The sequence below is a fragment of the Methyloversatilis sp. genome (assembly GCF_030698125.1).
Lineage (GTDB): Bacteria > Pseudomonadota > Gammaproteobacteria > Burkholderiales > Rhodocyclaceae > Methyloversatilis.
The window spans coordinates 73,625-95,766 of the sequence record NZ_JAUYNV010000019.1 but is presented as its reverse complement, the minus strand read 5'-3'; the positions used below and the strand labels follow the sequence as shown (position 1 = coordinate 95,766).

Genomic DNA, 22,142 nt, shown 5'->3' with positions numbered 1-22,142 from the left:
GTGGCATCATGAAAGTAGTCGGTTGCAATGCGCCACAGACCGGATGTCGTACGCTGGAGTAACCGCCCCAGCGCATTGATTTCGCAACAAGACTTCTTCAAACGAGGTAGTCGCCCCTTATACAAGTGATCCGCCGGCAACTCAGCCGCCAGATTCCACTTAACTGGCTTCGAAACAGGAAACCCAGCATTTATGCGACCCGTCGAATGAGAACGCAATCGAACCTAATGGCACTGTCGATTGCCTGCTTTCTGTTTTTTACCCTTTTTTGGGCCTCTCGGCCCACTTGGGCACAGGCCGGACTTTCCGAAGCATATGTCCTAACGGAAGACGATCTGGCGTTCATGCCACAGTTCTGTCGCGCGAAAGTCAGCAAAAAACTACCGAAAAACGTATACGAGGGTTGGAGCAATAAATTCGGCCCCGAAAATTGGTTGCACATGCATCACTATTGCTTCGGACTGAAGGCACTCCAGCTTTCCTATTCGAATTTCCGGGATTTGACCTCTCGCACATACCAGGCACGCGTCGCTGAAACCGAATTCAATTATGTGCTCAGGCATTCTGAGGAAGATTTCTACATGCGTCCGGAGATATTGGTGCAGCGAGGTCGGGCTCAAACACTCGCTCGCGCATACGAACCTGCCAAGAAAAGCTTTGAAGAAGCACTGAAAATCAACCCGAAATCCGTCGACGCCTGGGTTGCCCTCGGAGATCTCTACAGCCTGATCGGTCGAAAGAACGACGCCATAAAAACACTTGAACAAGCAATCGAAGTCACCGGCGAGGAGCAAAACAAGAAAATTCTTCTCAGATTGAAAGATTTGCGCCCTTCTACCGCCTCAGGTAAAAAACCAAGCCTTCCCGCCGAATAATAAATGAGCCTAAAACAATCAATACGAAACAGCTCCAAGTGGCTGGTCGGAAGCAATCTCATATCCCAGATAATACAATTTTTGTTCGGGATAGTTTTGGCGCGCCTCCTGGTACCCGCCGATTTCGGAATGATCGTAACAATTCAAATATTCACTGGATTCGTAAGTCTCGTTGCATCGGGTGGATTAGGTCAGGCACTGATCAGATCAAAAGAAGCTGGAGAGCGCGACTTTCAGGTGGTATTCAGCGTACAACTGGCGGTAGGAATAGCAATCTATGCGGGATTTTTCCTGATCGCACCGTGGTTTGCGAAGTGGTTCGGATCACCGCTGTACGAAGACTTGCTCCGCATATCGGCGATAAGCTTCCTGATGCGCCCATTCCTCAACCTGCACAATGTCTGGTTGCACAGAGAAATGCAATTCAAGGCAACCTCCACCATCAGCTTGGCTGCCAACCTATTAAGCGGTGTTTCTAGCATAGCGATGGCGATGGCAGGTTTCGGAGTCTGGAGCCTTGTTCTGAGCGGTTTGCTGGGAAGCATATTGAACTGTGTCCTGCTCATGCGCATTACTCCAATGCGGACAAAATTTATTTTTGATCGCAGCATCGCCCGACGGCACAGTGGATTCGGAATCAAAATAACGCTCAATGATTTCATCAGCTACATGCGCCATCAGACCAGCAACTTCATTCTGACGAAATTGGCTGGTCCAACGACCGTAGGGCTGTTCAACAAGGGTGACAGCCTGGCCAAACTTCCGTTCAGCACAATCAGCGGGCCGATTTATCAACCTGTTTTCCGGTCAATGGCTGCGGAACAGGATAATCCCGACAGGATCAAGTACCTGTATTTCCGGATGGTCTCCCTTCTTCTGCTGTACACGATGCCGATTTATGTTGGGATGTGGTGGCTGGCGGAACCGCTCATTGTCACTCTGTACGGAACTCAGTGGGCGGGCGCCGCCATTCCGCTCGAGATCCTGTCGCCACTCGGTTTTCTCTATTGCATCGGCCACCCCTGTGGCGCGGTGCTCGGCGCGACCAATCGAGTAGGCCGCGAAGTCGTCGTGCAAACAATCACGTGGATTATCGTTGGCGTAGGTTGCTACGTCGGATTGCAATGGGGCCTGGCGGGAGTTTCATTCGGGATCGTCTTGAGCCAGGTGTATTCGACGACGCATATGTATCTGCTTTCCAATGCGGTGATCAAGGCCACCCCGCGCGAGCTGATATCAGCACTTGCACCGGGGATCATGCTTAATTCAGTTCTGGTGGGCACCATCATCCTGATCGATGCTGTCCTGCCGGCTGGCTTCCGGTCTGATTCGACGGTGTCGTATATCCTTGTAACGGCAGTGCTCGGCGGTCTGGTGTATGCAGCGGTCTTTCTTTTCTTTCCGATGGATGCCCTGCGTGACGAAGCGAACCGCTGGAAAAGAATGCTTCGAATCGCGGTTTGAAACAGCGTTCGAAACCGAATAGATCCGCCTTTAAAGTCAGCTAGAACAAGAATTCAGCATGCCCTCAATTGATTTGACATCGCTTTTCGCCAGACAGAGGGAAGTTGCCTCGGACCGAGGTTCGAAATCTCCTGGATTCAACCGCCTGGATTACACTACGGATTCAGGCGTATCTGTGCTGATTGACAGCTTTGCGGAGAGCACGGCGGCTTGCGTATTCATTCGCTGCACTTCAAGTGGATCGATTCGCTTGTCTCTGGAAGGTGAGTACCGCTTCGCCAGGTGCGCCGCTGGCGGCTGGCTGCTGAAACCATACCGGATCACAGACGATTTCTTCTGGCTTCCGGCGCCCCCCATGAGTCGAAGCCTGGACCACCACGGGCATATTCTTTCTCACAAACCAGCACTTGTCAGCGGCGCGGAAGTCAGCCCGGAATTTGTGTCACTGGAGTTTGAGAACACTGACACGAACGTCGTTGACATCGTGGTGTGGAAATTACCCGAGTATTTATTGGCCGATCTTCAGCAACTTGATCACATGGAGCGTCGTCCGTATTTCCTCTGGAGCTCGCACACTGCATACAAGATCCCTGCCGATGTGTATCTCCATCTGGTTAATGGGCATGTGTATGAAAATCACGAAGTCTGGCCAAAATACTGGCGCGTATGCTCGGAACTTGATGCCTATGCGCTTTACGTGACGCTGTCTGGCCTGTTGCGCGGAACCGGGAAAAAAATATACGAGCTAATGCGACGGCAGATTGTTTTTTCCGTCGTTGCCCGTCAAAGCAGCGACGGCGGCTGGTATCACGGCGAATGGACCGATGAAATGGAGTCGCACTATCGACTCCATGCGGCCGGAATGCTCCTGCTGGCGGCGTATTTCGAAGAAGCACAGGATCCCGTCGTGGGGGAAGCGATCAAGCGAGCATGCGCATTTGCGGCGGCGAGAATCGATCGCATCGATTCGGGTGTCTGGTACTTGCATGATTCGCTTGAGGAGACCGAGGAGACCCTCAAGCGTTATCCGTTCCGCTACGAGATCAGTCGTGCTCTCGGAAAGTCACGCAGCAATCTGATGGTCCTCAACACGCACCTCGACACGAATGTTGCGATGGAGCGATGCCGTCAGGTCACCGGCAGCGAGGAGTTTTCTGTATTGATCGAATCGGCACGTGAAACGTCCGTTGCCGTCTGCGCCCTGAAACCCGCAGAGTGGTTGTACCGCCCGCTTTTCCGTGCGGTTGCTCTTACCTTGCTTCCCCCGAGTGCCGGAGCAGCCTTGCCTTTGCCGCTTCGCGCCATCAAGAGAATCACTTGGAAGTACATCATTCCCCTGTTGCCGCGGATCAAGGCGCGCTTTCCGCGATTGGTGATGCCCGGGGGATTCATCGAACGGGACCTTGCCCAGCATTCTTTTTCGGTTCGTTATCAGCCAGTCAATCTGATGGATCTGGTTCGCACGCGGCGGATTTTCGGTGAAGTGGCGCTAGACCCTCTGCTGGAGGAGTGTTTTGCCTTCACGCAGCACAGCGGCATCAAGGAACGCTGGAAGGAACTTGCGGGCAAGGAAGATGATTCCCTCGGTTTTTGGGCAGAGGCGCTCTATCACATGTGCCTCCTTGAAGACGATCGTCGCTATCGCGCGTGGCTTGCCGATGCTGTGATCTATCTCGACGACGCCCGGCTCGGGCTGTCTCCTTCGTTGCTTGGCTGCAATGCTGAAGCGGTTGCGCCAAAGCTGCAGACCCTGTGCCCACGCCCCTCCGACCCGCGACTTTGCGTGACCAATCTGAGCAAGAGCCCACAACTTCTTGAGTATCTCGTCATCAACCCCAGCCACGACGACATCGTCCTCGAGTGGAAGCTCGCCCCTGTTGGGCCGGTCCAGTGGCACGACAGTGGAGATACTCGCCGCGAAGAGAAAGGCATGGTAGTGCCCGCGCGAAGCTGGGTGCAGGGTGTCACGGTTTCTCCGGTTGAAGTCGGGCGGTGACCTGGTCGTAAACGCTGGATGCGACAGTACGTGGTACCGGCTCGGCTTGCTCTTCATGGACAGGTTTGGTACCGCCCTTCCCTTAACGAATCTGAATCGATCGATGCCTTCAAACACTTCAACTGACTCGCCGCAGCGAGCCCGCCTGATCGCCTTTCACCTCCCGCAATTTCACCCTACGCCCGAGAACGACGAGTGGTGGGGCAAAGGCTTTACGGAATGGACCAACACGGCAAAGGCGGCACCACTCTTCCCGGGGCACTATCAACCGCACATTCCTGCTGACCTCGGGTTCTACGACCTGCGCTTGCCGGAGGCGCGCCATGCGCAAGCCGAGTTGGCCAAAGAGTACGGCATCGGCGGTTTCTGCTATTACCACTACTGGTTCGGTGGACGCCGGATACTCGAGCGTCCCGTGAACGAAATTCTTCTTTCTTCGGAGCCTGACTTTCCGTTCTGTCTGTGCTGGGCGAATCACAGCTGGAACACAGTCTGGCAAGGAACCAATTCGATGCTGGTCGAGCAGGTCTACCCCGGCATGGAGGATCATGCCGCCCACTTCGACTGGCTTTTGAAGGCGTTCACCGACCGCCGGTATCTGACGGTCGATGGCAAACCGATCTTCTTGATCTACAAGCCGGACGACATTCCCGAAATTGTGCGCATCACCGATTTCTGGCGCGAACGGGCCCTGCAGGCAGGTCTTCCGGGACTGTTCCTGATCGGCGTGTCCCATCGCAACGAGAAGTGGGATCCACGCACCCGCGGCCTGGATGCCTCGACGATGCAGGCGCTGCCCGCACGCGACGGACGAATCCCCCGCCGGTATCTCAGCACGAAGATGAAGCTCGCAATGCAGGGCAACAAGCACGAACTCACGATCTGGGACTATCAAGAAATACTGCCCAGCCTGCTTCGCTCGAACAAGCCGGAGTGGAGAGACTTCCCCCTGGTACTGCCGAACTGGGACAACACGCCACGCATGGGCATGCGGGGACTCGTGTTCCACGATGCGACGCCCGAACTTTTCCGGGGTCACCTTCGGGAAGCCCTCGACCGCGTGTCCCCTCATCCGGACAGCGAGAAGATCGTATTCCTGAAGGCCTGGAATGAATGGGCCGAAGGCAACCACGTCGAGCCCGATCAGAAATGGGGACGGGCCTGGCTCGAAGTCATCCGCGACGAACTTCGAGCATGAACGGTTCGGTCGCGGAGCGCCCGCTGATTTCGGTCGTCATGCCGTGCTACAACGCCGGACCCTATCTTGACGAAGCGGTGTCGTCGGCGCTTGATCAGATCAATGTCAGAACCGAAGTTGTGCTGGTGGACGACGGTTCAACCGACGATTCGCTCACCGTAGCCGAGTCGCTTGATGCGCGATATCCGGGGCGTATCACACTGCTGCGCTCGGATCGGCGTGGCCCCTACCCTGCACGCAACCTTGCGCTGAAGCGCGCGCGCGGCACATTTGTTGCCTTTCTGGATGCTGATGACTGGTGGGAGCCGGATGCACTTTCAAAGCTTCTCGATGCAATCAGGGCTGCCGACGCCGATCTGGCCTACTGCGGCTGGCAGAACGTGGGAGATGGCGTGGAATCGCAACCCTACGTACCACCGGCCTACGAACAGGAAGACATGGCCGCCCATTTCGTGCGCACTTGCCCATGGCCCATTCACGCAGCCCTGCTCAAGCGAGAGGTGGTCGATGCGGTGGGCGGCTTCTGCGAAGAACGCTTCTCATCCATGGATTACCACTTCTGGCTGCGTGTCTACGGTCGCACCGAGCGCATCGTACGGGTACCCGAAGTGCTGGCTTATTACCGTTGGCACGGCAGCGCCCAGGTGTCGGCAGTCAAATGGCGGCAAGTGCTTGATGCCCTCTGGGCGCAGAAGGACTTCCTGGCACGTTACCCGGGCCGCGTTGCCCACCTGGCGCCCCAGAAACTACTGGATTTAACCGAAGGTCGCATACTCAGGGAAGCGTATCGGGCACTCTGGAAGCGGGATCTGCTGTCGGCTCACACACTGTTCCGTCACGCGAGCCAGTCGGGGATCGGGAAAATGGCCGACATGCGGTACATCCTCACTGCAAAGCTGCCGCTCTCCCTGTACAAAGCCATATTTTCGCTGCGCGACAAATTCGGAAGCGGCACGCACGGCAGTCAGTGAGGCTCGGCCTGACCTTGGCGCCGCTTGGATGGAACGCACAAAGGAACCGCCGTGACAGCACGGAAGCAGACCGCAGAACGCGTCCCCGTACTGATGTACCACCGCGTTGGCGACACGAGCAACGCATGGGAAGCACGCTACGGAATCCGCCCGGAAGACTTCCGCGCCCACATGCAGGCACTGGCCGATGCAGGCTACCGTGCAGTCACAATAGATGACATGGTCAAGTGGCTTGAGGGCGACCTCACACTGCCGGAGGGTTCATTCCTGCTGACGTTCGACGACGGCTTCAAGGGCGTCATGGATCACGCCATGCCGGTGCTGCAGCAACATGGCTGGCCGGCGACCGTCTTCCTGGTCAGCGATCTCATCGGAAGCCGGGACGAATGGACACGCACATCCAACCCTTCAGGCCAGACCCACCCCCTGCTCGACGCAAACGATATCCGCACGATGAGCGCGGCCGGGTTCAGCTTCCATTCGCACACGCGTAGCCACGCCAGCCTGCCGACGCTGGACGATGATGCCCTGGCTGACCAGCTGGCCGGATCGCGGCGCGTGCTGCAGAACCTGCTCGGTCATGATGTGGATTACATCGCCTACCCGTTCGGCCATCTGGACGAGCGGGTCGAGGCTGCAACGCGCGCTGCCGGCTACAGGGCTGCGTTTTCGACACAGCCCGGATTCAACCGCAGCGACGTGAACCGCCTGCGCATCCGCCGCCTCGACGTGTTCGGTACCGACACGCCTGCGATGCTGCTGCGAAAGGTCAGGCTCGGCAGCAACGATGGCACGCTGGGCAATGCGGTGCGCTATTACTTCCGGCAAATCACCCGACGCCTGCCTGGCGCGAGCCGATAAGGGGCCGCGCGACATGACCCAGCCCCGCTACTCCGTTGCATTGTGTACGCACAACCATGCAGACCGTCTTGAATGGACGCTTGCAGAGCTTGCGTCGATACGGTTGCCGCAGGCTCCGATCGAGTTTCTGGTCATCGACAACGGCTGCCGCGACGACACGCCTCGGCTTCTTGCCGCGCACCGCTGGCCTCCGGGATTCAGTGCGCGCATCGTCCGCGAGGACAAGCTCGGACTGTCGAACGCGCGCAACCGCGCAATTGCCGAAGCGCAAGGCGAATACATCATCTTCATGGACGATGACGAAACCGCTGATCCGGACTGGCTCTGTGCTTTTGAACGATTGATCGATGCCCATGCACCTGATGCCTTCGGCGGCCGCATCAAGGTGCTGTTCGAGGACTCTCGGCCGCCCTGGCTGAGCGACGAACTGCTGGGTTTTCTGGGCGAATTGAACAGATCGGACTCGATCGTGCCACTGACATCTCCCGATACGTCTTTCTATGGCGGCAACTTCGGGTTCAGAAAGACCGTGTGCGAAAAAGTCGGCGGATTCGATTCGATGCTCGGACGCAAAGGCGGCGACAACACCGGCGGCGAAGAAGTCGACTTCTACCGCCGGCTCCTGGCAGCAGGATTCGGCGTGTGGTGGACGCCCGATGCCGTCATTCATCACCGCATCCAGGCAGTAAAGCTGAATCGTGGCTACTTTCTTGACCTGCACTACAAGCAGGGGCGTGTCGACGGCACGCGCAGCCGCCGGACGGAATCGCGCTGGCCGCCAATCTATATCTACGGTCAATTGTGGCGTGCGTTTTCCGTGGCCATGCGTCAGGCGCTGTCGCAAGGACGTGACACCAGCCTGCGCAAGGAAATGAATGTGGCTTACTTCATCGGTACGCTGTCGGGCTGGATCCGCCCACGCGATGCAGGCCGCTGACATGGAAACGCGACCTGCTTGCGACGTAACGGTCGTCATCTGTACGCATAACCGGATGTCGCTGCTGCGGCAGGCGCTTGACGCGCTGCGTGTCGCCCCCCCTCCGGACGACCTGACCGTGGATCTTCTGATCGTCGCGAACGCCTGCAACGAAAGCACCCTGCGCGAACTGCACGATATCGAGGCGCAGTGGGCGCCTCACTCACTCGGGCTACGTGTTCTCGAAGAGCCGGTGGCCGGGAAGTCGCATGCACTCAACTCGGCACTCGCAACGCCGCTTGCCCGGCACGTGTGCTTCATCGATGACGATCAGGTGGTCGCACCGGACTACTTTCACGCGCTGTCGGCGTTGATCCGGCGAAATCTCGACTACGGCATGTACTGCGGCTGGATGCTGCCTGCGTGGGACGGGTCCGAACCTTCCTGGGTGCACCGGCGCGACGAGTACAGGATTCCGGTGCGCCCTTTCCCCGAATACGACTTCGGCGAGACGGAGACGGAAATCACCGGGGAAATGAAGATACCGAGCGGCGGAAACATCATCATCCGGCGCGATGTCATCGAACGCACGGGCCGCTTTTCTGCTGAGCTGGGTCCGACCGGACACAACCTGATGGGCGGCGAGGACATCGACTACATCCGGCGCGCCCTGCAGGACGGATGTCGCCTGCTCTATGTACCTGGCCTGCGGCAGCGCCATCTGCTGGAACCGGAGCGGATGACCACCCGATACATGATGCGGAAATGCTTCCTGCGCTCGTATTCATCCATCCTGATACATGGCGGAGCCGAAGGGATTCGCATGGTGCCGTCGCTGCTGCGCAAAGGCGTTACCTATACATTGCATGCGGCATTCAGCACGAACCGTGACCGTCGCTTCTACTGGCTGATGAGACTGGCAGCCACAGCAGGCGAAATGCGGGCGCAATTCGGATGATGACCAGCATGAAAAAGGAAATCGCCCCGAAGCGCCCGGGACCGCACGCATCCGACTCGTCGCTGCTCTTCTTCACGCCGTCCTACCGCAACGATATCGACCGGCTGGTGCTGCTTCGTCGCAGCATGCGCAAGTTCTATCGTGGCTCCGCCCAACATGTGGTGGCCGTTCCGGAATCCGATCTGGCCCTGTTCCGAACTGCGTTGCGCGATGACGACTGCACGCTGGTGTCGCAACAGAGCCTTGTCGACCGTCGTTTCTTTCCGACAGCCCTCTACAGTCTGGTCGACCGCTACGCGCCTGGTCAGGCGTGGCGCTTCGCGAAGCATGCAGGCAAAGGCGGCTGGATCATTCAGCAGATTGCAAAACTGAACGCAAAAAGCCTGCAGGAACGCGGGCCCATCCTTGTGCTTGATTCTGACCTGTTCTTCTTCCGGTCATTCGACGATGCCGATCTGCTGGCGGATCGAGGGCGGGTGCTGGTGCGCATCACGCCGACGACGGAATCGGGCAGACACCGCAAGCACATCGCCGGCGCACGCAAGTTGCTGCGTCTGCCCGAAGGAAGCACCGAGCACCACTACATGTCCTGCCCGGCCATCCTGCAAGCGGAGTGGCTGCACGAACTGGGCCGCCATCTGGAACAGCTCCATGACAAACCCTGGCAGGACGTGCTGCTGGCCGAAGAAACCATGTCCGAATATTCGATCTACGGCGTTTTCGTCGAAGAGACATTGAAGCCGTCCGACCTCGTCATCCATGAACGAAGTTTCAATCACATGCTGTGGGACACCCATTCGTACGCACGTTTCTTCGCGGACCCTCAATCGGTGCTGACCGAAGATCCATCAAAGGTCTGTGTCGTTGTGCAGTCTGCGTTGAAAGTACCCGCCGACGAGTACACGCAGGCCCTCGAAAAGATACTCGGGCATCCATGAATCGATCCCCATGCGCTCGTGCTTGTTTCGCCGACCCAGTCGTGGACGAACGTCGCCGCATCAACGTTTTCAAGGAAATACGTATCACGACCCGCATCGGACATGACGCTTTGCGCCGTCTGCGCAGTTCCTGAAGGGGTACCGAGGCCGCTGATTCACGAGCAATGGAAGTGATCGCCCGGATGAACTACGCATCTGGCGAGATCCAGATATTGATCTGCAGACCTGGTGATCCGCTCTCGGGACTTTTGTTCAAGGCCGGCAGTCACCCGATTCATCGTCGGATCCTGACCGGCACTGAATGGATTCATTGGCTTTGGGCATCAGGATGGAAATCGTGATCTACCGATCGAAAAGCTCGCCGGCTCAGCGACCATAGCCCGGACAGGAACATGAACCGCAAAATCATTTCAAAGCTCCTCAAGGTCACGGACCCTGAAATCGTCCGAAAGAACCTCGTTCATCTGAAGCGCGAGATGGCCGGGCTGTATTGGGACCTTACCCGTCCGACGCCGCGCCCGCCCGTGTTTCTGGTCGGCTGTTCGCGCTCGGGCACCACAGTCACCTTCGAAACCATCGGCGCGTCGTCGGAACTGGTCAATCTCGGCTTCGAAATCCCGCAGTTCTGGAATGACCTGTACGGGCCGCTGAACAACGGCTGGCATTCCGAAGCAGCGGGCCCGGAACACGCCCGGCCAGAACATCGCGATGCCGCACTGCGCTTCTTCTATCGCCGGTTGGGCGGCGGGCGAATCCTGGACAAGACCTGCATAAACGTCATGCGCGTCGGCTACCTGCATGCTCTGTTTCCGGAAGCGAAGTTCGTTTTCATTCAGCGTGACGGACGCGACAATATCAGTTCGATGATCGACGGCTGGCGTCTCGGCCGTACCGATGGTGATTTCCACCTCTCGCAGTTTCTCGGCGATTTCCCCGAGCCGGTGGCGATCAACCATGGCGAGTACACCGACTGGGCTTTCTTCCTCGCGCCCGGATGGCGAACCTACAACCAGGCGCCGATTGAAGAGGTATGCGCCTTTCAGTGGATCAGCGCCAACCAGCTCGCGCTCGATGCCGCGGCGCTGCTTCCTCCCGATCGCTGGATACATCTGCGCTACGAAGATCTGTTCGAACGCCCTGTCGACATGTTCCGCGACGTCTACGCGCGGCTTGACCTCGCATTCACATCGGACATCGAGCAGCGCTGCCGCACCCTGGATCAGCGCCCGACCAGCATCGTAAAGGGCAAGCCTGCGAAGGCGAAGTGGAAGCAGCAAAACCCGGAATTGGTCGAGCGCATTCTCGATCGTATCGAGCCGATGCAACAACGTCTCGGCTACGACACTGGCGCATGAACACACCTCACATCAGCGTCGTCATCCCCGCCTACAACGCAGCATGGTGCGTGGCACGGGCAATCGACTCAGTACTCAGCCAAACCTGGCACGATTACGAGGTCATCGTCATCAATGATGGATCGACCGACGATACCGCTGCAGTCCTCTCTGGCTACCGCGATCGCATCAACGTACTGACGCAGAAGAATGCCGGCCTCTCCGCCGCGCGCAACGCAGGCATTGCTGCCGCGCGAGGAGAGTGGATAGCGTTTCTCGACGCCGACGACTGGTGGCTACCCGCCAAGCTTGACGCGCAGGTGGAGTTGGTCAGGACCTGCCCGAACATCGGTTTCTGCTCGACTGCGGCGCTCATTGTTTCTCCTGAAGGGAAGACACTTGAGCGCTGGGATGACGCAGGTGCCGAGGGTGAAATCCTCCGTAACATCTTCGTGACAAACGCGACCGTCGCCGGCAGCGGTTCAGCCGTGATGGCACGACGTAGCCTGTTCGATCAGATCGGTGGCTTTGATACCGCGCTGCGCAGTCTGGAAGACATCGACATGTGGATGAGGCTTGCCGCCGTCACCCGCTATGCCTGCGTGCGCGAGGCGATGACCTGCATCGTTCGCTCACCCGGCAGCATGAGCCGCAACCGCGAAGTGATGCGCAGCAGCGCCGTGAATGTGATGACCAAGAACCGTGATCTGCTGGGGGCGCGCGATCGCGGTGCCTTCTGGCGCATGGCGATGGCCGGCGTACTGGCCGACTACGCAAAATGGCGCTATCGCGACGGGGAGCGTGCGGCCGCATTGTTCGATCTGGCCGAAGCGTTCGCTCTTGCACCGGTTTCACGCGGTCGCCTGCTGGTATCGCTGGCGCTGGCGATGCTGGGTGGCCGCAAGGTCTGACGATCGCATGCTCAGCGTCGTCATACCGGCGCACAACGCTGCCCGATGGATTGTTGAAGCGATCGCCAGCGTGAAGGCGCAGTCGTTTTCGCCACCGCCGGACATCATCGTTGTCACCAGCAACTGCACCGACAATACGGCGGACCTGGCGCGCGCGGCCGGCGCTCGCGTCATCGACAGCCCCGCCCCCGGCCCGGCCGCAGCACGCAATGCCGGCGTCGCTGCCAGTAGCGGTGAATTCATCGCCTTTCTTGATGCGGACGACCTGTGGCCACCGAACAGCCTTGCCTCCAGAGTCTCGCTGCTGAATGACAAGACGGATGCAGCGATGGTGTTCGGTGACTGTCGCCAGTTCGACGACATCGACGGCAAATATGTTCTGCGCCCCGAAACCCTGTTTGCAGAAAGCGGGCTCGACGCACACTTCTTCGGAGATACGGCGTATGTGACTGCTCCGCTCGACAAGCTGCTCGACGCGGGTTTCGTGACCACCGGCGCAGTCGTGATGAGACGCCATGCATTCGACGCACTCGGCGGTTTCGATGAATCGCTGCAGCACGTAGAGGATCTCGACCTGTGGTTGCGCGCTGCCGCGCGCTTCCCCCTGCTGTGGCACCCCGATCTGGCACTGCTGCGGCGCCGGCACGACGCCAACCTGTCTCATGACACGCCCAGCATGCAGATCGCCTACATCCGTGTGCTGACGAGGCTGGCAAAAACGCTGCCGGCTGGTCACCTCACGGTCCGCATCCGCGCGCTGCGCCAGCGTGAGCACCGTGCCCTGGCGCGGCAAGCGCTCACCAGCGGGCATCCACTGAGGGCCATGAAGCATTGCTGGCTGGCTGTCACACGATGAACGACGGGGCCTACGGCTGTTTCGATCCGCGCACCGGCTCGCTGTCTCCGGCCACGGGCTGGGTGTCGCTTGGCGGTGCGTTACCGAACCTGATGATCGCGGGCGCGCTTTTCTGCTCGGACCGCATGCTCGATCCGCTCAGGTCCGGAATGGCAACGGACGCCGACGGTCACTACGCGCTGGCCGCCATTGATGGATTGCGTCGCACACTGGTTCTGGCGCGTGATGCAGCAGGGGCGGTGTCGCTGTTCCATCATCGGGACGCATCGGGTTGCATACATTTCGCCACCCGGCTCGATGCGCTGCTCACCCGGCTGCGGGCTGTCCCGACGCTTTCGCAGCGCGGGCTGGACGAATACCTGCGCTTCCTCGACATCGCTGCACCCAACACCCTCTACGAAGGCGTTTTTGCGCTTGAAGCCGGCCAGACTCTGGAATTCACGGCGAGCGGACACCGCGAACTCGGTGCTGCATTACCTGAGGTCACGCCCCCGGCCACTTACGATGCGGCGTGCGATGAGGTCGAGCGACGCCTGCAAGCAGCGATAGACCGCCGCCTCGCCGGCAGCGTCGCACCCGCGGCGTTTCTCAGCGGTGGCATCGACTCGGCGCTGCTTTGTGCTCTGGCGAGCAAAGCCGGTCATCGCGTCGCTGCGTTCACGGTCGGCTTCGATACACCGTCACTCGACGAATCGGCGACGGCGGCAGCCATTGCAGGTCATCTGGGCCTTGAACACCACGTACTTCGACCTGATGGCGACGCGCTCGAAGCCGTGTTCGAACGAGCACATGCTCAAGCCGAGCAGCCCTACTGCGACCCCGCAGGCATGCCGACGCGGCTGCTGTTCGAAGCCTGCGCCCGGCAGTCCGATCGCGTGCTGGACGGCACCGGCGCCGAGGCGCTGCCCGGCATGATGCCGGCGCGCTGGCGGCGCATCGCACACGACTGGGTGGCTCACCTTCCCCCGGCTTCGCGACACGCGATTGCGCGCGCGCTCGGCAGGCTGCCGGCAATAGCCGGCTATGCGCGACTGTTCGAATTCAACGTGCAGCAGGATCTTTTCATACGCTGGAGCGGCTTTACCGCGGATGACATCACCCGCCTGACCGGCCGCTCGCCCGACTTTTCCCTGACGCGCTTCTATACCGCGCACGCCGCACTGCGCGGCGCGTCGCACCTGAAGCGGCTTTCGGTGCTGCAGGGAACGGCAACCCCGGACGATCGCATCCACCAGGCTTCCATCGCAACGGGCCTGCGTGTCGAGCATCCCTTTGGCGCGCCCGATGTCACGCACCTGCTGCAGGCACTGCCCGAGGACTGGTGCTGGCGCCCCGACAGGCCGAAGCGACTGCTGCGCGACCTGCTCGCGCGTCACGTACCTGAAACCATCTGGAATACACCGAAGCGTGGCTTCAACATCGATCTGACCGGATTGCTGCGCAGCAATGACCACCGTCTGCTGCGTCGTCATCTGGGAGATCCCTCGGTCATCGCACACATGCCGCTGGACGCGACTGAGGTCATTCGATGGCGCGATCGGTTCATCGCAGGCGACGATGCAGTGACTCACCGTGTGTGGGCGCTGATGAATCTGTCTGCGTGGCTGTCAAGCCGCCGCACTGCGGCATCCTCCCTCGTCGGCGACACCTTGTCTCGGCTACAGTAGCGCCCAGTCAAGTACCCGTCCGCCCCCGGCCTGCATGAGCCTGCCCAGCGCATCGACCACCCGCCATCTGCAAGACAGCACGCCGGTTGCGGAAGACCCGGCGCGCCCGCTGCGCGTACTCATGTACTCGACCTACTTCCCGCCGGAATTCAGCGGTGCGGCGCAGCAGGCGCTGATGCTGGCACGGCAGCTTCGGCGGCTGGGCCACCACGTCGAGTTCGTCACCGTGCGCTGGCGCGGCCTGCCGGAGCAGGATGTCGTGGATGGTTTTCCGGTCACGCGCCTCTATGCAGGGCGAGGCAGCAAACATCGCGAGCTGCGGCTGTGGGCGAACCTTTGGGCCTACGTATGGCGACGACGGAAGGATTTCGACCTGTTGCACAGCCACGGCGCCTATTACACGAATGCCATCGTCGGGCCGCTCGCCCGTGCCGCGGGTCTCAAGTCCATCGTCAAGGCAAGTCTGGCCAGCGATGACCTGCACAGCGTGGGCACTTCGCTGTCCGGTCGGCTGCACCTCGCGCTGCTGCGGCAGGTGGACGCCTGCGTGGCGATCAGCGGCGATCTGACCCGCGAATTCCGGGACTGCGGCGTTTGCCCGGAGCGCATTCACTATCTGCCCAACGGGGTGGATACGACGCTGTTCCATCCAGCCGGCGATGACACCCGGTCCGCCTTGCGCGCGCAGCTCGACCTTCCGCTCAATCAACCACTGGCGCTTTACGCCGGAGTCATGGACGGACGCAAGAACATCGAGTGGCTGGCCACACAATGGGTCGCGCACGATGCCTTCGGCACCGAAGCGCTGCTGGTCGCGATCGGCCCGCAAAGTCGTGAAGATCCGGAAGGCAAATTGCTGGCGCGCCTGCAGGCCCTGCAGGACAGCGCGCCTCGTCGCTTCCGTCTGCGCCCCTACAGCGCGGGCATCGACACCTATCTGAGGGCGGCCGACCTGCTAGTGCTGCCGTCGCGCCGCGAAGGCCTGCCCAACGTCGTGCTCGAAGCGATGGCGTGTGGTCTTCCCTGCGTCGCCGCCGACGTGAGCGGAACGCGCGAACTGATCAAGCCCGGCGAAACGGGTTATACCTATCCGCAAGATGACGTCGCTGCACTGGCGACCGCCGTGACCGATGCCTTGTCACCCGATGGCCGCAGACTCGGCGCCAACGGTCGACGCGTCACCGAACAGTTGTTCTCGCTGGAGGCCGTCGCGGGCAACTACTGCCGGCTTTACGCCGATCTGCTTGGAACAAAACAATGAAGATGCGCCGTGGCACCACAGTCACCGGCTGCGTCCGGCTTGAAAAGGAACAATGATGAGCAAGATTTGCGGCTGGCTTGAGGGCACGCGTGCCGGCTCGCCACGGATGTCCGACCCATCGGCTGGCATACGCCTCATGGGCGATCGGCTCGGCGGTCTGTCGTCGTCTGCGCTGCAATACCGGCTCGGCGCAGGGTGCGCGACTGCCGTGCGCGCGACGCCCGGTGAAACGGAAGTGTGCAAGGACGGCGGGCTGTTGCTCGCGCTGGCCGGACGCCCCACCTGGTCTGACGCAGCGTTGCGCGAGCGCGCCGCGCACACCGGCATGGCCCAGTCGGTGCTGCATGCCTGGAGAGAGCGCGGACATTCGCTGCTTGAACACCTGCACGGTAGCTTTTCGATTGCCCTGCTCGACAGTGACCGCGGCGAGGCTCTGCTGGCAATCGACCGCGTCGGCACGCACACGCTCTGCTACGCACGACGCGGATCGACGCTGGTATTCGGCGCCACCGCTGATGCCGTGACGGCACACCCCGAAGTCGCGGCCGACGTCGACCCGCAGTCGGTCTATGACTATCTCTACAGTCACATGGTCCCGGCACCCGCGACGATCTACCGGGATGTGTGGAAACTGCTGCCTGCGCAATACCTGCACCTGAGCGGCACGACGGCAGAAACCGGCTTTTACTGGAGCATGCCTTACGACGAAGCGGCGGGCGACGACTACGAACGCCACGCGGCGCGCTTCCGCGAACTGCTTGAACAGTCCGTTCGAGGCATCGGCACCGGAGAAGAAGTAGGCGCCTTCCTGAGCGGTGGCACCGACAGTTCGACGGTCGCCGGCGTCATGGCACGCGTCGCCGGACACGGTCCGCACACCTACTCCATCGGCTTCGATGCGGACGGCTTCGATGAAATGGAGTACGCCCGCATCGCGTCCTCTCATTTCGGCTGCAGGCCCCATGAATACTATGTGACGTCCGCCGACGTGACGGAGGCAATCCCCAGGATCGCGGCGCTGTACGACGAGCCGTTCGGCAATGCGTCGGCCGTGCCGACCTTCCTGTGCGCCCGCATGGCGCGCGACAGCGGTCGCACGCTGATGCTCGCCGGCGACGGCGGTGACGAAATCTTCGGGGGTAACGCCCGCTACGCCGATCAGGAGGTTTTCGAACGTTACGGGCGCCTGCCTGGGCCGCTGCGCGGTGTGCTGGACGGCGTGTTCGGCAATCTGCCCGATGCACTGGCGATCGGTGTATTCCGGCGCGCGCGCAACTACGTCAATCGCGCCCGCATACCTCTGCCCGATCGCATGGAAGTGTTCAATCATGTCGAACGCGAAGGTGCCAGCCGGATATTGCAGGATCGCCTGCTGTCCGGACTCAATCCGCACAGACCCCGGGAATTCGCACGCGAGGTTTACGGGCGCACCCGTTCGACCGCGATGGTCGACCGCATGATGCATCTTGATCTGAAACAGACGCTGGCCGACAGCGATCTGCGCAAGGTGTCGCGCATGTGCGAACTGGCGGACATCGACGTGCGCTATCCATTGCTCGACGAGCGGCTCATGGCGTTCTCGGCCCCATTGCCCGCGAACTACAAGGTACGCGACGGTCAGTTGCGCTGGTTCTTCAAGGATGCGCTGAAGGACTTCCTGCCGCAGGCGGTCCTCACGAAATCGAAGCACGGATTCGGGCTGCCGTTCGGACTGTGGATGCAGCAGGATGCACAACTTGGCCGCCTGGCAAAGGATTCGCTCGATGCACTGGTAGAGCGCCGCGTGGTGAAACCCGAGTTCGTGCAACATCTTCTGGAACGACACCGCAGCGAACATGCCTCGTATTACGGCGTGATGATCTGGGTGCTGATGATGCTCGAACAATGGCTGCAGTCGCATCCGCAGGCCCGACTGGACACCTGAGTCATGACAGCGACCGACCCTTCCGCGAAGGCGCCCGACGCGCGCTATCTGGTGATCACCGAGCTGTTCCAGCCGACCAAGGGCGGAACAGCCGTGTGGTTCGACGAGGTCTATCGCCGCATGGGCGGCACCGGCACCCACATCCTGACGGCAGACGTCGAAGGTGCGGACGATCACGACCGCTCGAGTCCGAACACCATCCATCGGCTCGGGCTGAAACGCTACGAATGGATGCGCCCGGAATCCCTGCCGGTCTATGCGGAGTTCTTCCTCAAGGCCATGTCGGTCGGATGGCGCAATCCGGTCACGCAGATCCATGCCGGGCGTGTGCTGCCGGAGGGACTCGTGGCCGTGCACGCCGGACGCCTGTTGCGCCTGCCGGTCGTCATCTACGCCCACGGCGAGGAAATCACGACCTGGCGGCATCCGCGCCGGGTAAAGGCGATGACCAAGGCCTACACGTCCGCGCAACTGGTCATCGCCAATGGTGAATTCACGCGCAACCTGCTGCTCGACATGGGCGTAGCGCCCGACCGCGTTGTCATCATCAATCCGGGGGCAGATACCCTGCGTTTCCGACCCGGACTCGATGGCAGCGCGCTGCGCGCCTCAATCGGGCTGCAACCGTCGTCCCGGCTGGTGCTGTCGGTGGGGCGATTGTCGCGCCGCAAGGGCTTCGACCATGTCATGCAGGCCATCCCCGACCTGGTCAGGCGCGGACTCGATGCTCATCACGCAATCATCGGCAAGGGAGAGGATCAACAGTATCTCGAGGACATGCGCGCCAACTCGCCGATGCCGGGGCGCATTCACCTCCTGGGCGGCGTCAGCGCAGACGATCTGCCGCTCTGGTACGCCGCGAGTGATCTTTTTGCGATGCCGAACCGCGACGTGGGCAACGACACCGAAGGTTTCGGCATGGTCTACATCGAAGCCGCAGCCTGTGGCCGGGCCTCACTCGCCGGCAATGCAGGCGGCACCGGCTCGGCGGTGCTTCATGGCACAACCGGCTTGCGCTGCGATGGCGAATCGGTCGCCGCGATCGGCGAGGCACTGTTCGCCCTGCTCGATCCCGCCAGCGACTTCGGCGCGCAATGCGCCGCGCGTGCGCAGGAGCGGGCACATCGCGAGTTTTCATGGCAGGCGGTTATGGAAAAGACACGCATCGTCTGCGACCAGTTACGTCGCTGAGCCGCGAGGCCGTTCAACCCATCGACGTCCTTGGCACAACGCTAATAGTCCTGACGGGCAAGCGCTGACCCGCGCTTTTTCCAGGGCCACGGAAGATCAAGGCGACCCCCCTTCAGGAAGCCTTCGGGACGGGTTCTGGACCATTCGTCGTCGGAAAGGCCTGCGAGGCGCCGCTTGATGAGCCAGGTTGTCGAGGCGACTGCCACGATCAGCATGTAGTAATAATCGAAGTATGCGAGACCGAGAAACTGGCCGGCTGTCGCATAGGCGATAAGACTGACCTGCACCATACGCATCATGTCGGCCACCCACGCGATGTCCGGCATGCGACGTGCCTGTCGGGCGGACCAGCCGGCACTGAGCCAGGTAAGCAATCCCAGGGTGAAGAACAGCGCCAAACCAATGAAGCCGTGTTCTCCCAGGACTTCGAAGGTAATGCTGTGGACGTCCCGGACATTCGATGGATCGGGCGCGTACATGGAGAAAGTCAACGACTGCCAGCAATCGAAGCCTCCGCCGAATATTCGGTCCTTGGCCATGTTGAAACTGGTCCACCACGCATTCACACGGCCAATCGCCGATGCATCCTCGTCGTGCGTCTTGATGGTACCCATGCGCTCATACCATGACTCCGGCATGAAGGCCGCTATCGAAAGCCCTGTCAAAGCGATCAGGAATCCACTGAACAACTTGTTCCGGCTGTTGATCCAGACGAACGCCGTCATTGCTGCCATGCCCAGCAGGGCGCCGCGCGACTGCGTACCGATGGCAGCGAACGCGGTCAGCACAGTCCATACCGTCATGAAAAGTTTGAGCGTTGGATTGACGACACGCGAACGAACGAAGAACAGCAGTGGCACGGTCATCGCCATGGCCAGGCCGATCTCGTTGTTGCCCTCGATGAACGTTCCGGGTGGTCCCTGAACACGATTCGAACCACCTTTCAGAATCGTGAAGATACCGCCCTTGAAACCGTAGAAGCCGATGGATGCTGCGCACATGCAGATCAAGGCTTCGATGCGGTCGAAGCTGCGCATCAGGATGAGCGCCACGAAGATCATCAACTGAATCTTCAGCACTTTTTCCAGCTGTGCGACAGCCACCACTGGATACATCGAAAAAATGGTTGTGACGCACATCCACAGGACGAAAATCAACAGGACCACCGTTTCGCGGGTCCAGATTATCTTTTTGATTTCCTTGGAGAAAAGCAGCGCCACGAGCGTGGTCAGCGCGACGATCATCGCAAACGGCAGATTCAGTGCAAAGCCATAGGCCATGCGGTGCGGATTCATCAGGCTGAGCCAGGTGAACAGCAATATGCCCAACCATGGAAAGCGCAGCACGAAAGGCAACACGCCGAAGACGGCGAGCGTGACGACGATGTCACGCATGTCCCACCACCGCCATCACGTCTTCACCTTGCTGATGACATAGCGGAACTTCCCCGACCCCTCGGCCGGGATCTGGACGACGTGTTCAACCACGACATCCACCGCACTTCCGAGACGCGCCTTCATACCCGCCCGTATCCGTTCATCGCCGTCCTGCGGAAAGTCGTCATCGGTGACGATGCGTACGCGCGTGAGTTCGAGACTTTCCTGCTCGATGCGAAAAGCGCTCACGCCGGGCATGTCGCGCACCACGTAGATGAGCGCCAACCCGTGCATCACGGTACCGTCCTGCGCGACGATGAAGTCCGTGCTGCGGCCTTCGATTTTCTGCAGTACCGGCAGCGTGCGGCCGCAGCCGCAGGGCTGTTCGCCCAGCGTGCCGACATCGCCGGTGCGATAGCGGATGAAGGGAAAATCGCCTGTCGCGAGGTGGGTCACCACTATCTCCCCGGACTGGCCGGGCGGCAACACGCGCCCTTGCGCATCCACGATTTCGACAATGATGTCTTCGGCGGTGATGTGCATCGATCCGTGCGGGCACTGGTGCGCGATAAACCCTGCGTCGCGACCGCCGTAACCGTTCGCCACCGGGGCGCCGAATACCTGCTCGATCAGTGCCCGCTGATGGTCGTACAGCCGCTCGGACGTCACGAACACCACTTTGATGCCCAGATCGTCCAGCCGCTCTCCGGTGCGTTGCGCGTAGCGGGCAATGTGCGCGAAAGCCGATGGATAGCCGAACAGCATGCGCGGACGCATCGCGCGAAACTGCGCAATGAAATCGACCACTTTCCGGTCCGACATTTCGAATGCGGGAAACAGCCGGGTACGCATCAGGGCGTCGCGCCAGCGGCGGATCCGGTCCTGCGAACCGAGCTCGATCGGACTGCCCCACAGCACCACTTCCGGATCACCGATATCGACGCCCCACCAGCGCGTCGCCCGCCACTTGGCGGCGACATCGCGACTGACGCGCTCGGAACCGATGAAGAAGATCAGCGGTACGCCGCTTGAGCCACCCGTGTTGAAGCGCACCAGTCCGCGCGCGTCATCGGCCTTGAGCGCCTCCGTGTGCTCGCGGATCAGCGGCTTGTCGAGAAACGGGAGCCGCTGCAGATCGGCGGTTGACGCAACGCGTGCCGGATCAAGCCCTATCCGGGCAAACAGATCGCGGTAATACGGCACATGAGATCCGGCGCGGACAAGCAGGGACCGCAGCCGCTCGACACGATGCGCTTCGAGCCTTTCGGGCGACCACCATTGCGACTGCTCAAGCGCGCGCCGGTCCGCCACTGTGGTGTGTCCCTTCAGCTTTTCCTGCAGCGGAAAAATGACCGAAGAGATTAAATTCGGGAAGCGCCGCGCCTGTGACATCGATGAGGGAATGTGGATTGTTCGGGCCTGCTGCCGGGCGCAGGAAAACCGCT

At 60.6% G+C, this 22,142-nt stretch carries 19 protein-coding genes; 17 read left to right on the top strand and 2 right to left on the bottom strand.

Features of this window, described 5'->3' with window-relative positions:
* Positions 1 to 227 precede the first annotated feature (227 nt).
* The 17 genes from Q8Q80_RS08445 to Q8Q80_RS08365 all read left to right on the top strand — a co-directional run bounded on the left by Q8Q80_RS08445 (position 228) and on the right by Q8Q80_RS08365 (position 19,321).
* Positions 228 to 875, top strand: coding sequence for a M48 family metallopeptidase (locus Q8Q80_RS08445; RefSeq protein ID WP_305632490.1), 648 nt, complete (start codon positions 228 to 230; stop codon positions 873 to 875).
* A 3-nt stretch (positions 876 to 878) separates the two neighbouring features.
* Positions 879 to 2,339: a lipopolysaccharide biosynthesis protein gene (locus Q8Q80_RS08440; RefSeq protein ID WP_305632489.1), complete on the top strand. Its 1,461-nt coding sequence runs from the start codon at positions 879 to 881 to the stop codon at positions 2,337 to 2,339.
* A 58-nt stretch (positions 2,340 to 2,397) separates the two neighbouring features.
* Positions 2,398 to 4,335: a hypothetical protein gene (locus Q8Q80_RS08435; protein WP_305632488.1), complete on the top strand. Its 1,938-nt coding sequence runs from the start codon at positions 2,398 to 2,400 to the stop codon at positions 4,333 to 4,335.
* A gap of 103 nt (positions 4,336 to 4,438) precedes the next feature.
* On the top strand, positions 4,439 to 5,533 hold the full coding sequence (locus tag Q8Q80_RS08430; protein ID WP_305632487.1) for a glycoside hydrolase family 99-like domain-containing protein: 1,095 nt from the start codon (positions 4,439 to 4,441) through the stop codon (positions 5,531 to 5,533).
* The gene (locus tag Q8Q80_RS08425; protein ID WP_305632486.1) at positions 5,530 to 6,504 is read left to right on the top strand and encodes a glycosyltransferase; all 975 of its coding nucleotides are present in this window, start codon (positions 5,530 to 5,532) and stop codon (positions 6,502 to 6,504) included. The genes Q8Q80_RS08430 and Q8Q80_RS08425 overlap by 4 nt, the downstream gene beginning before the upstream one ends.
* A 51-nt stretch (positions 6,505 to 6,555) precedes the next feature.
* Positions 6,556 to 7,365, top strand: coding sequence for a polysaccharide deacetylase family protein (locus Q8Q80_RS08420; protein ID WP_305632485.1), 810 nt, complete (start codon positions 6,556 to 6,558; stop codon positions 7,363 to 7,365).
* 13 nt (positions 7,366 to 7,378) lie between these two features.
* The gene (locus Q8Q80_RS08415; protein WP_305632484.1) at positions 7,379 to 8,302 is read left to right on the top strand and encodes a glycosyltransferase family 2 protein; all 924 of its coding nucleotides are present in this window, start codon (positions 7,379 to 7,381) and stop codon (positions 8,300 to 8,302) included.
* A complete protein-coding gene (locus Q8Q80_RS08410) occupies positions 8,241 to 9,239 on the top strand; it encodes a glycosyltransferase family 2 protein (RefSeq protein ID WP_371132727.1) in 999 nt (332 codons plus the stop codon). Before Q8Q80_RS08415 ends, Q8Q80_RS08410 begins: the two co-directional genes overlap by 62 nt.
* Before the next feature lie 8 nt (positions 9,240 to 9,247).
* Positions 9,248 to 10,177 (top strand): DUF6492 family protein, encoded by a 930-nt coding sequence (locus tag Q8Q80_RS08405; protein WP_305632482.1) that lies wholly within the window; start codon positions 9,248 to 9,250, stop codon positions 10,175 to 10,177.
* Between the two features lie 164 nt (positions 10,178 to 10,341).
* Positions 10,342 to 10,518 carry a hypothetical protein gene (locus Q8Q80_RS08400; RefSeq protein ID WP_305632481.1) on the top strand — a complete coding sequence of 59 codons (177 nt, stop codon included), beginning with the start codon at positions 10,342 to 10,344 and terminating at the stop codon, positions 10,516 to 10,518.
* Positions 10,519 to 10,569: 51 nt separating this feature from the next.
* A complete protein-coding gene (locus Q8Q80_RS08395) occupies positions 10,570 to 11,532 on the top strand; it encodes a sulfotransferase (RefSeq protein ID WP_305632480.1) in 963 nt (320 codons plus the stop codon).
* Positions 11,442 to 12,422, top strand: a complete 981-nt coding sequence (locus Q8Q80_RS08390; RefSeq protein WP_371132726.1) for a glycosyltransferase family 2 protein — start codon at positions 11,442 to 11,444, stop codon at positions 12,420 to 12,422. Before Q8Q80_RS08395 ends, Q8Q80_RS08390 begins: the two co-directional genes overlap by 91 nt.
* A 7-nt stretch (positions 12,423 to 12,429) precedes the next feature.
* Positions 12,430 to 13,278 carry a glycosyltransferase family A protein gene (locus Q8Q80_RS08385; protein WP_305632479.1) on the top strand — a complete coding sequence of 283 codons (849 nt, stop codon included), beginning with the start codon at positions 12,430 to 12,432 and terminating at the stop codon, positions 13,276 to 13,278.
* Complete coding sequence (locus tag Q8Q80_RS08380) at positions 13,275 to 14,945, top strand: asparagine synthetase B (RefSeq protein WP_305632478.1); 1,671 nt, start codon at positions 13,275 to 13,277, stop codon at positions 14,943 to 14,945. The genes Q8Q80_RS08385 and Q8Q80_RS08380 overlap by 4 nt, the downstream gene beginning before the upstream one ends.
* A gap of 34 nt (positions 14,946 to 14,979) precedes the next feature.
* The gene (locus Q8Q80_RS08375) at positions 14,980 to 16,206 is read left to right on the top strand and encodes a glycosyltransferase family 4 protein (protein WP_305632477.1); all 1,227 of its coding nucleotides are present in this window, start codon (positions 14,980 to 14,982) and stop codon (positions 16,204 to 16,206) included.
* Between the two features lie 55 nt (positions 16,207 to 16,261).
* Complete coding sequence (locus Q8Q80_RS08370) at positions 16,262 to 18,130, top strand: asparagine synthetase B (protein WP_305632476.1); 1,869 nt, start codon at positions 16,262 to 16,264, stop codon at positions 18,128 to 18,130.
* A 3-nt stretch (positions 18,131 to 18,133) separates the two neighbouring features.
* On the top strand, positions 18,134 to 19,321 hold the full coding sequence (locus tag Q8Q80_RS08365) for a glycosyltransferase family 4 protein (protein WP_305632475.1): 1,188 nt from the start codon (positions 18,134 to 18,136) through the stop codon (positions 19,319 to 19,321).
* Positions 19,322 to 19,362: 41 nt separating this feature from the next.
* Here the strand turns inward: Q8Q80_RS08365 and Q8Q80_RS08360 are convergent, their stop codons facing one another.
* A complete protein-coding gene (locus Q8Q80_RS08360) occupies positions 19,363 to 20,715 on the bottom strand; it encodes a putative O-glycosylation ligase, exosortase A system-associated (protein ID WP_305632474.1) in 1,353 nt (450 codons plus the stop codon).
* A gap of 15 nt (positions 20,716 to 20,730) precedes the next feature.
* Positions 20,731 to 22,089, bottom strand: a complete 1,359-nt coding sequence (locus Q8Q80_RS08355; protein WP_305632473.1) for a phenylacetate--CoA ligase family protein — start codon at positions 22,087 to 22,089, stop codon at positions 20,731 to 20,733.
* Positions 22,090 to 22,142 lie beyond the last annotated feature (53 nt).

Bases quoted from the DNA above. Each gene is read 5' to 3' on its own strand.
- Q8Q80_RS08445 (WP_305632490.1), top strand. From the start codon at position 228: ATGGCACTGTCGATTGCCTGCTTTCTGTTTTTTACCCTTTTTTGGGCC.
- Q8Q80_RS08440 (WP_305632489.1), top strand. From the start codon at position 879: ATGAGCCTAAAACAATCAATACGAAACAGCTCCAAGTGGCTGGTCGGA.
- Q8Q80_RS08435 (WP_305632488.1), top strand. From the start codon at position 2,398: ATGCCCTCAATTGATTTGACATCGCTTTTCGCCAGACAGAGGGAAGTT.
- Q8Q80_RS08430 (WP_305632487.1), top strand. From the start codon at position 4,439: ATGCCTTCAAACACTTCAACTGACTCGCCGCAGCGAGCCCGCCTGATC.
- Q8Q80_RS08425 (WP_305632486.1), top strand. From the start codon at position 5,530: ATGAACGGTTCGGTCGCGGAGCGCCCGCTGATTTCGGTCGTCATGCCG.
- Q8Q80_RS08415 (WP_305632484.1), top strand. From the start codon at position 7,379: ATGACCCAGCCCCGCTACTCCGTTGCATTGTGTACGCACAACCATGCA.
- Q8Q80_RS08410 (WP_371132727.1), top strand. From the start codon at position 8,241: ATGTGGCTTACTTCATCGGTACGCTGTCGGGCTGGATCCGCCCACGCG.
- Q8Q80_RS08405 (WP_305632482.1), top strand. From the start codon at position 9,248: ATGAAAAAGGAAATCGCCCCGAAGCGCCCGGGACCGCACGCATCCGAC.
- Q8Q80_RS08400 (WP_305632481.1), top strand. From the start codon at position 10,342: ATGGAAGTGATCGCCCGGATGAACTACGCATCTGGCGAGATCCAGATA.
- Q8Q80_RS08395 (WP_305632480.1), top strand. From the start codon at position 10,570: ATGAACCGCAAAATCATTTCAAAGCTCCTCAAGGTCACGGACCCTGAA.
- Q8Q80_RS08385 (WP_305632479.1), top strand. From the start codon at position 12,430: ATGCTCAGCGTCGTCATACCGGCGCACAACGCTGCCCGATGGATTGTT.
- Q8Q80_RS08380 (WP_305632478.1), top strand. From the start codon at position 13,275: ATGAACGACGGGGCCTACGGCTGTTTCGATCCGCGCACCGGCTCGCTG.
- Q8Q80_RS08375 (WP_305632477.1), top strand. From the start codon at position 14,980: ATGAGCCTGCCCAGCGCATCGACCACCCGCCATCTGCAAGACAGCACG.
- Q8Q80_RS08370 (WP_305632476.1), top strand. From the start codon at position 16,262: ATGAGCAAGATTTGCGGCTGGCTTGAGGGCACGCGTGCCGGCTCGCCA.
- Q8Q80_RS08365 (WP_305632475.1), top strand. From the start codon at position 18,134: ATGACAGCGACCGACCCTTCCGCGAAGGCGCCCGACGCGCGCTATCTG.
- Q8Q80_RS08360 (WP_305632474.1), bottom strand. From the start codon at position 20,715: ATGCGTGACATCGTCGTCACGCTCGCCGTCTTCGGCGTGTTGCCTTTC.
- Q8Q80_RS08355 (WP_305632473.1), bottom strand. From the start codon at position 22,089: ATGTCACAGGCGCGGCGCTTCCCGAATTTAATCTCTTCGGTCATTTTT.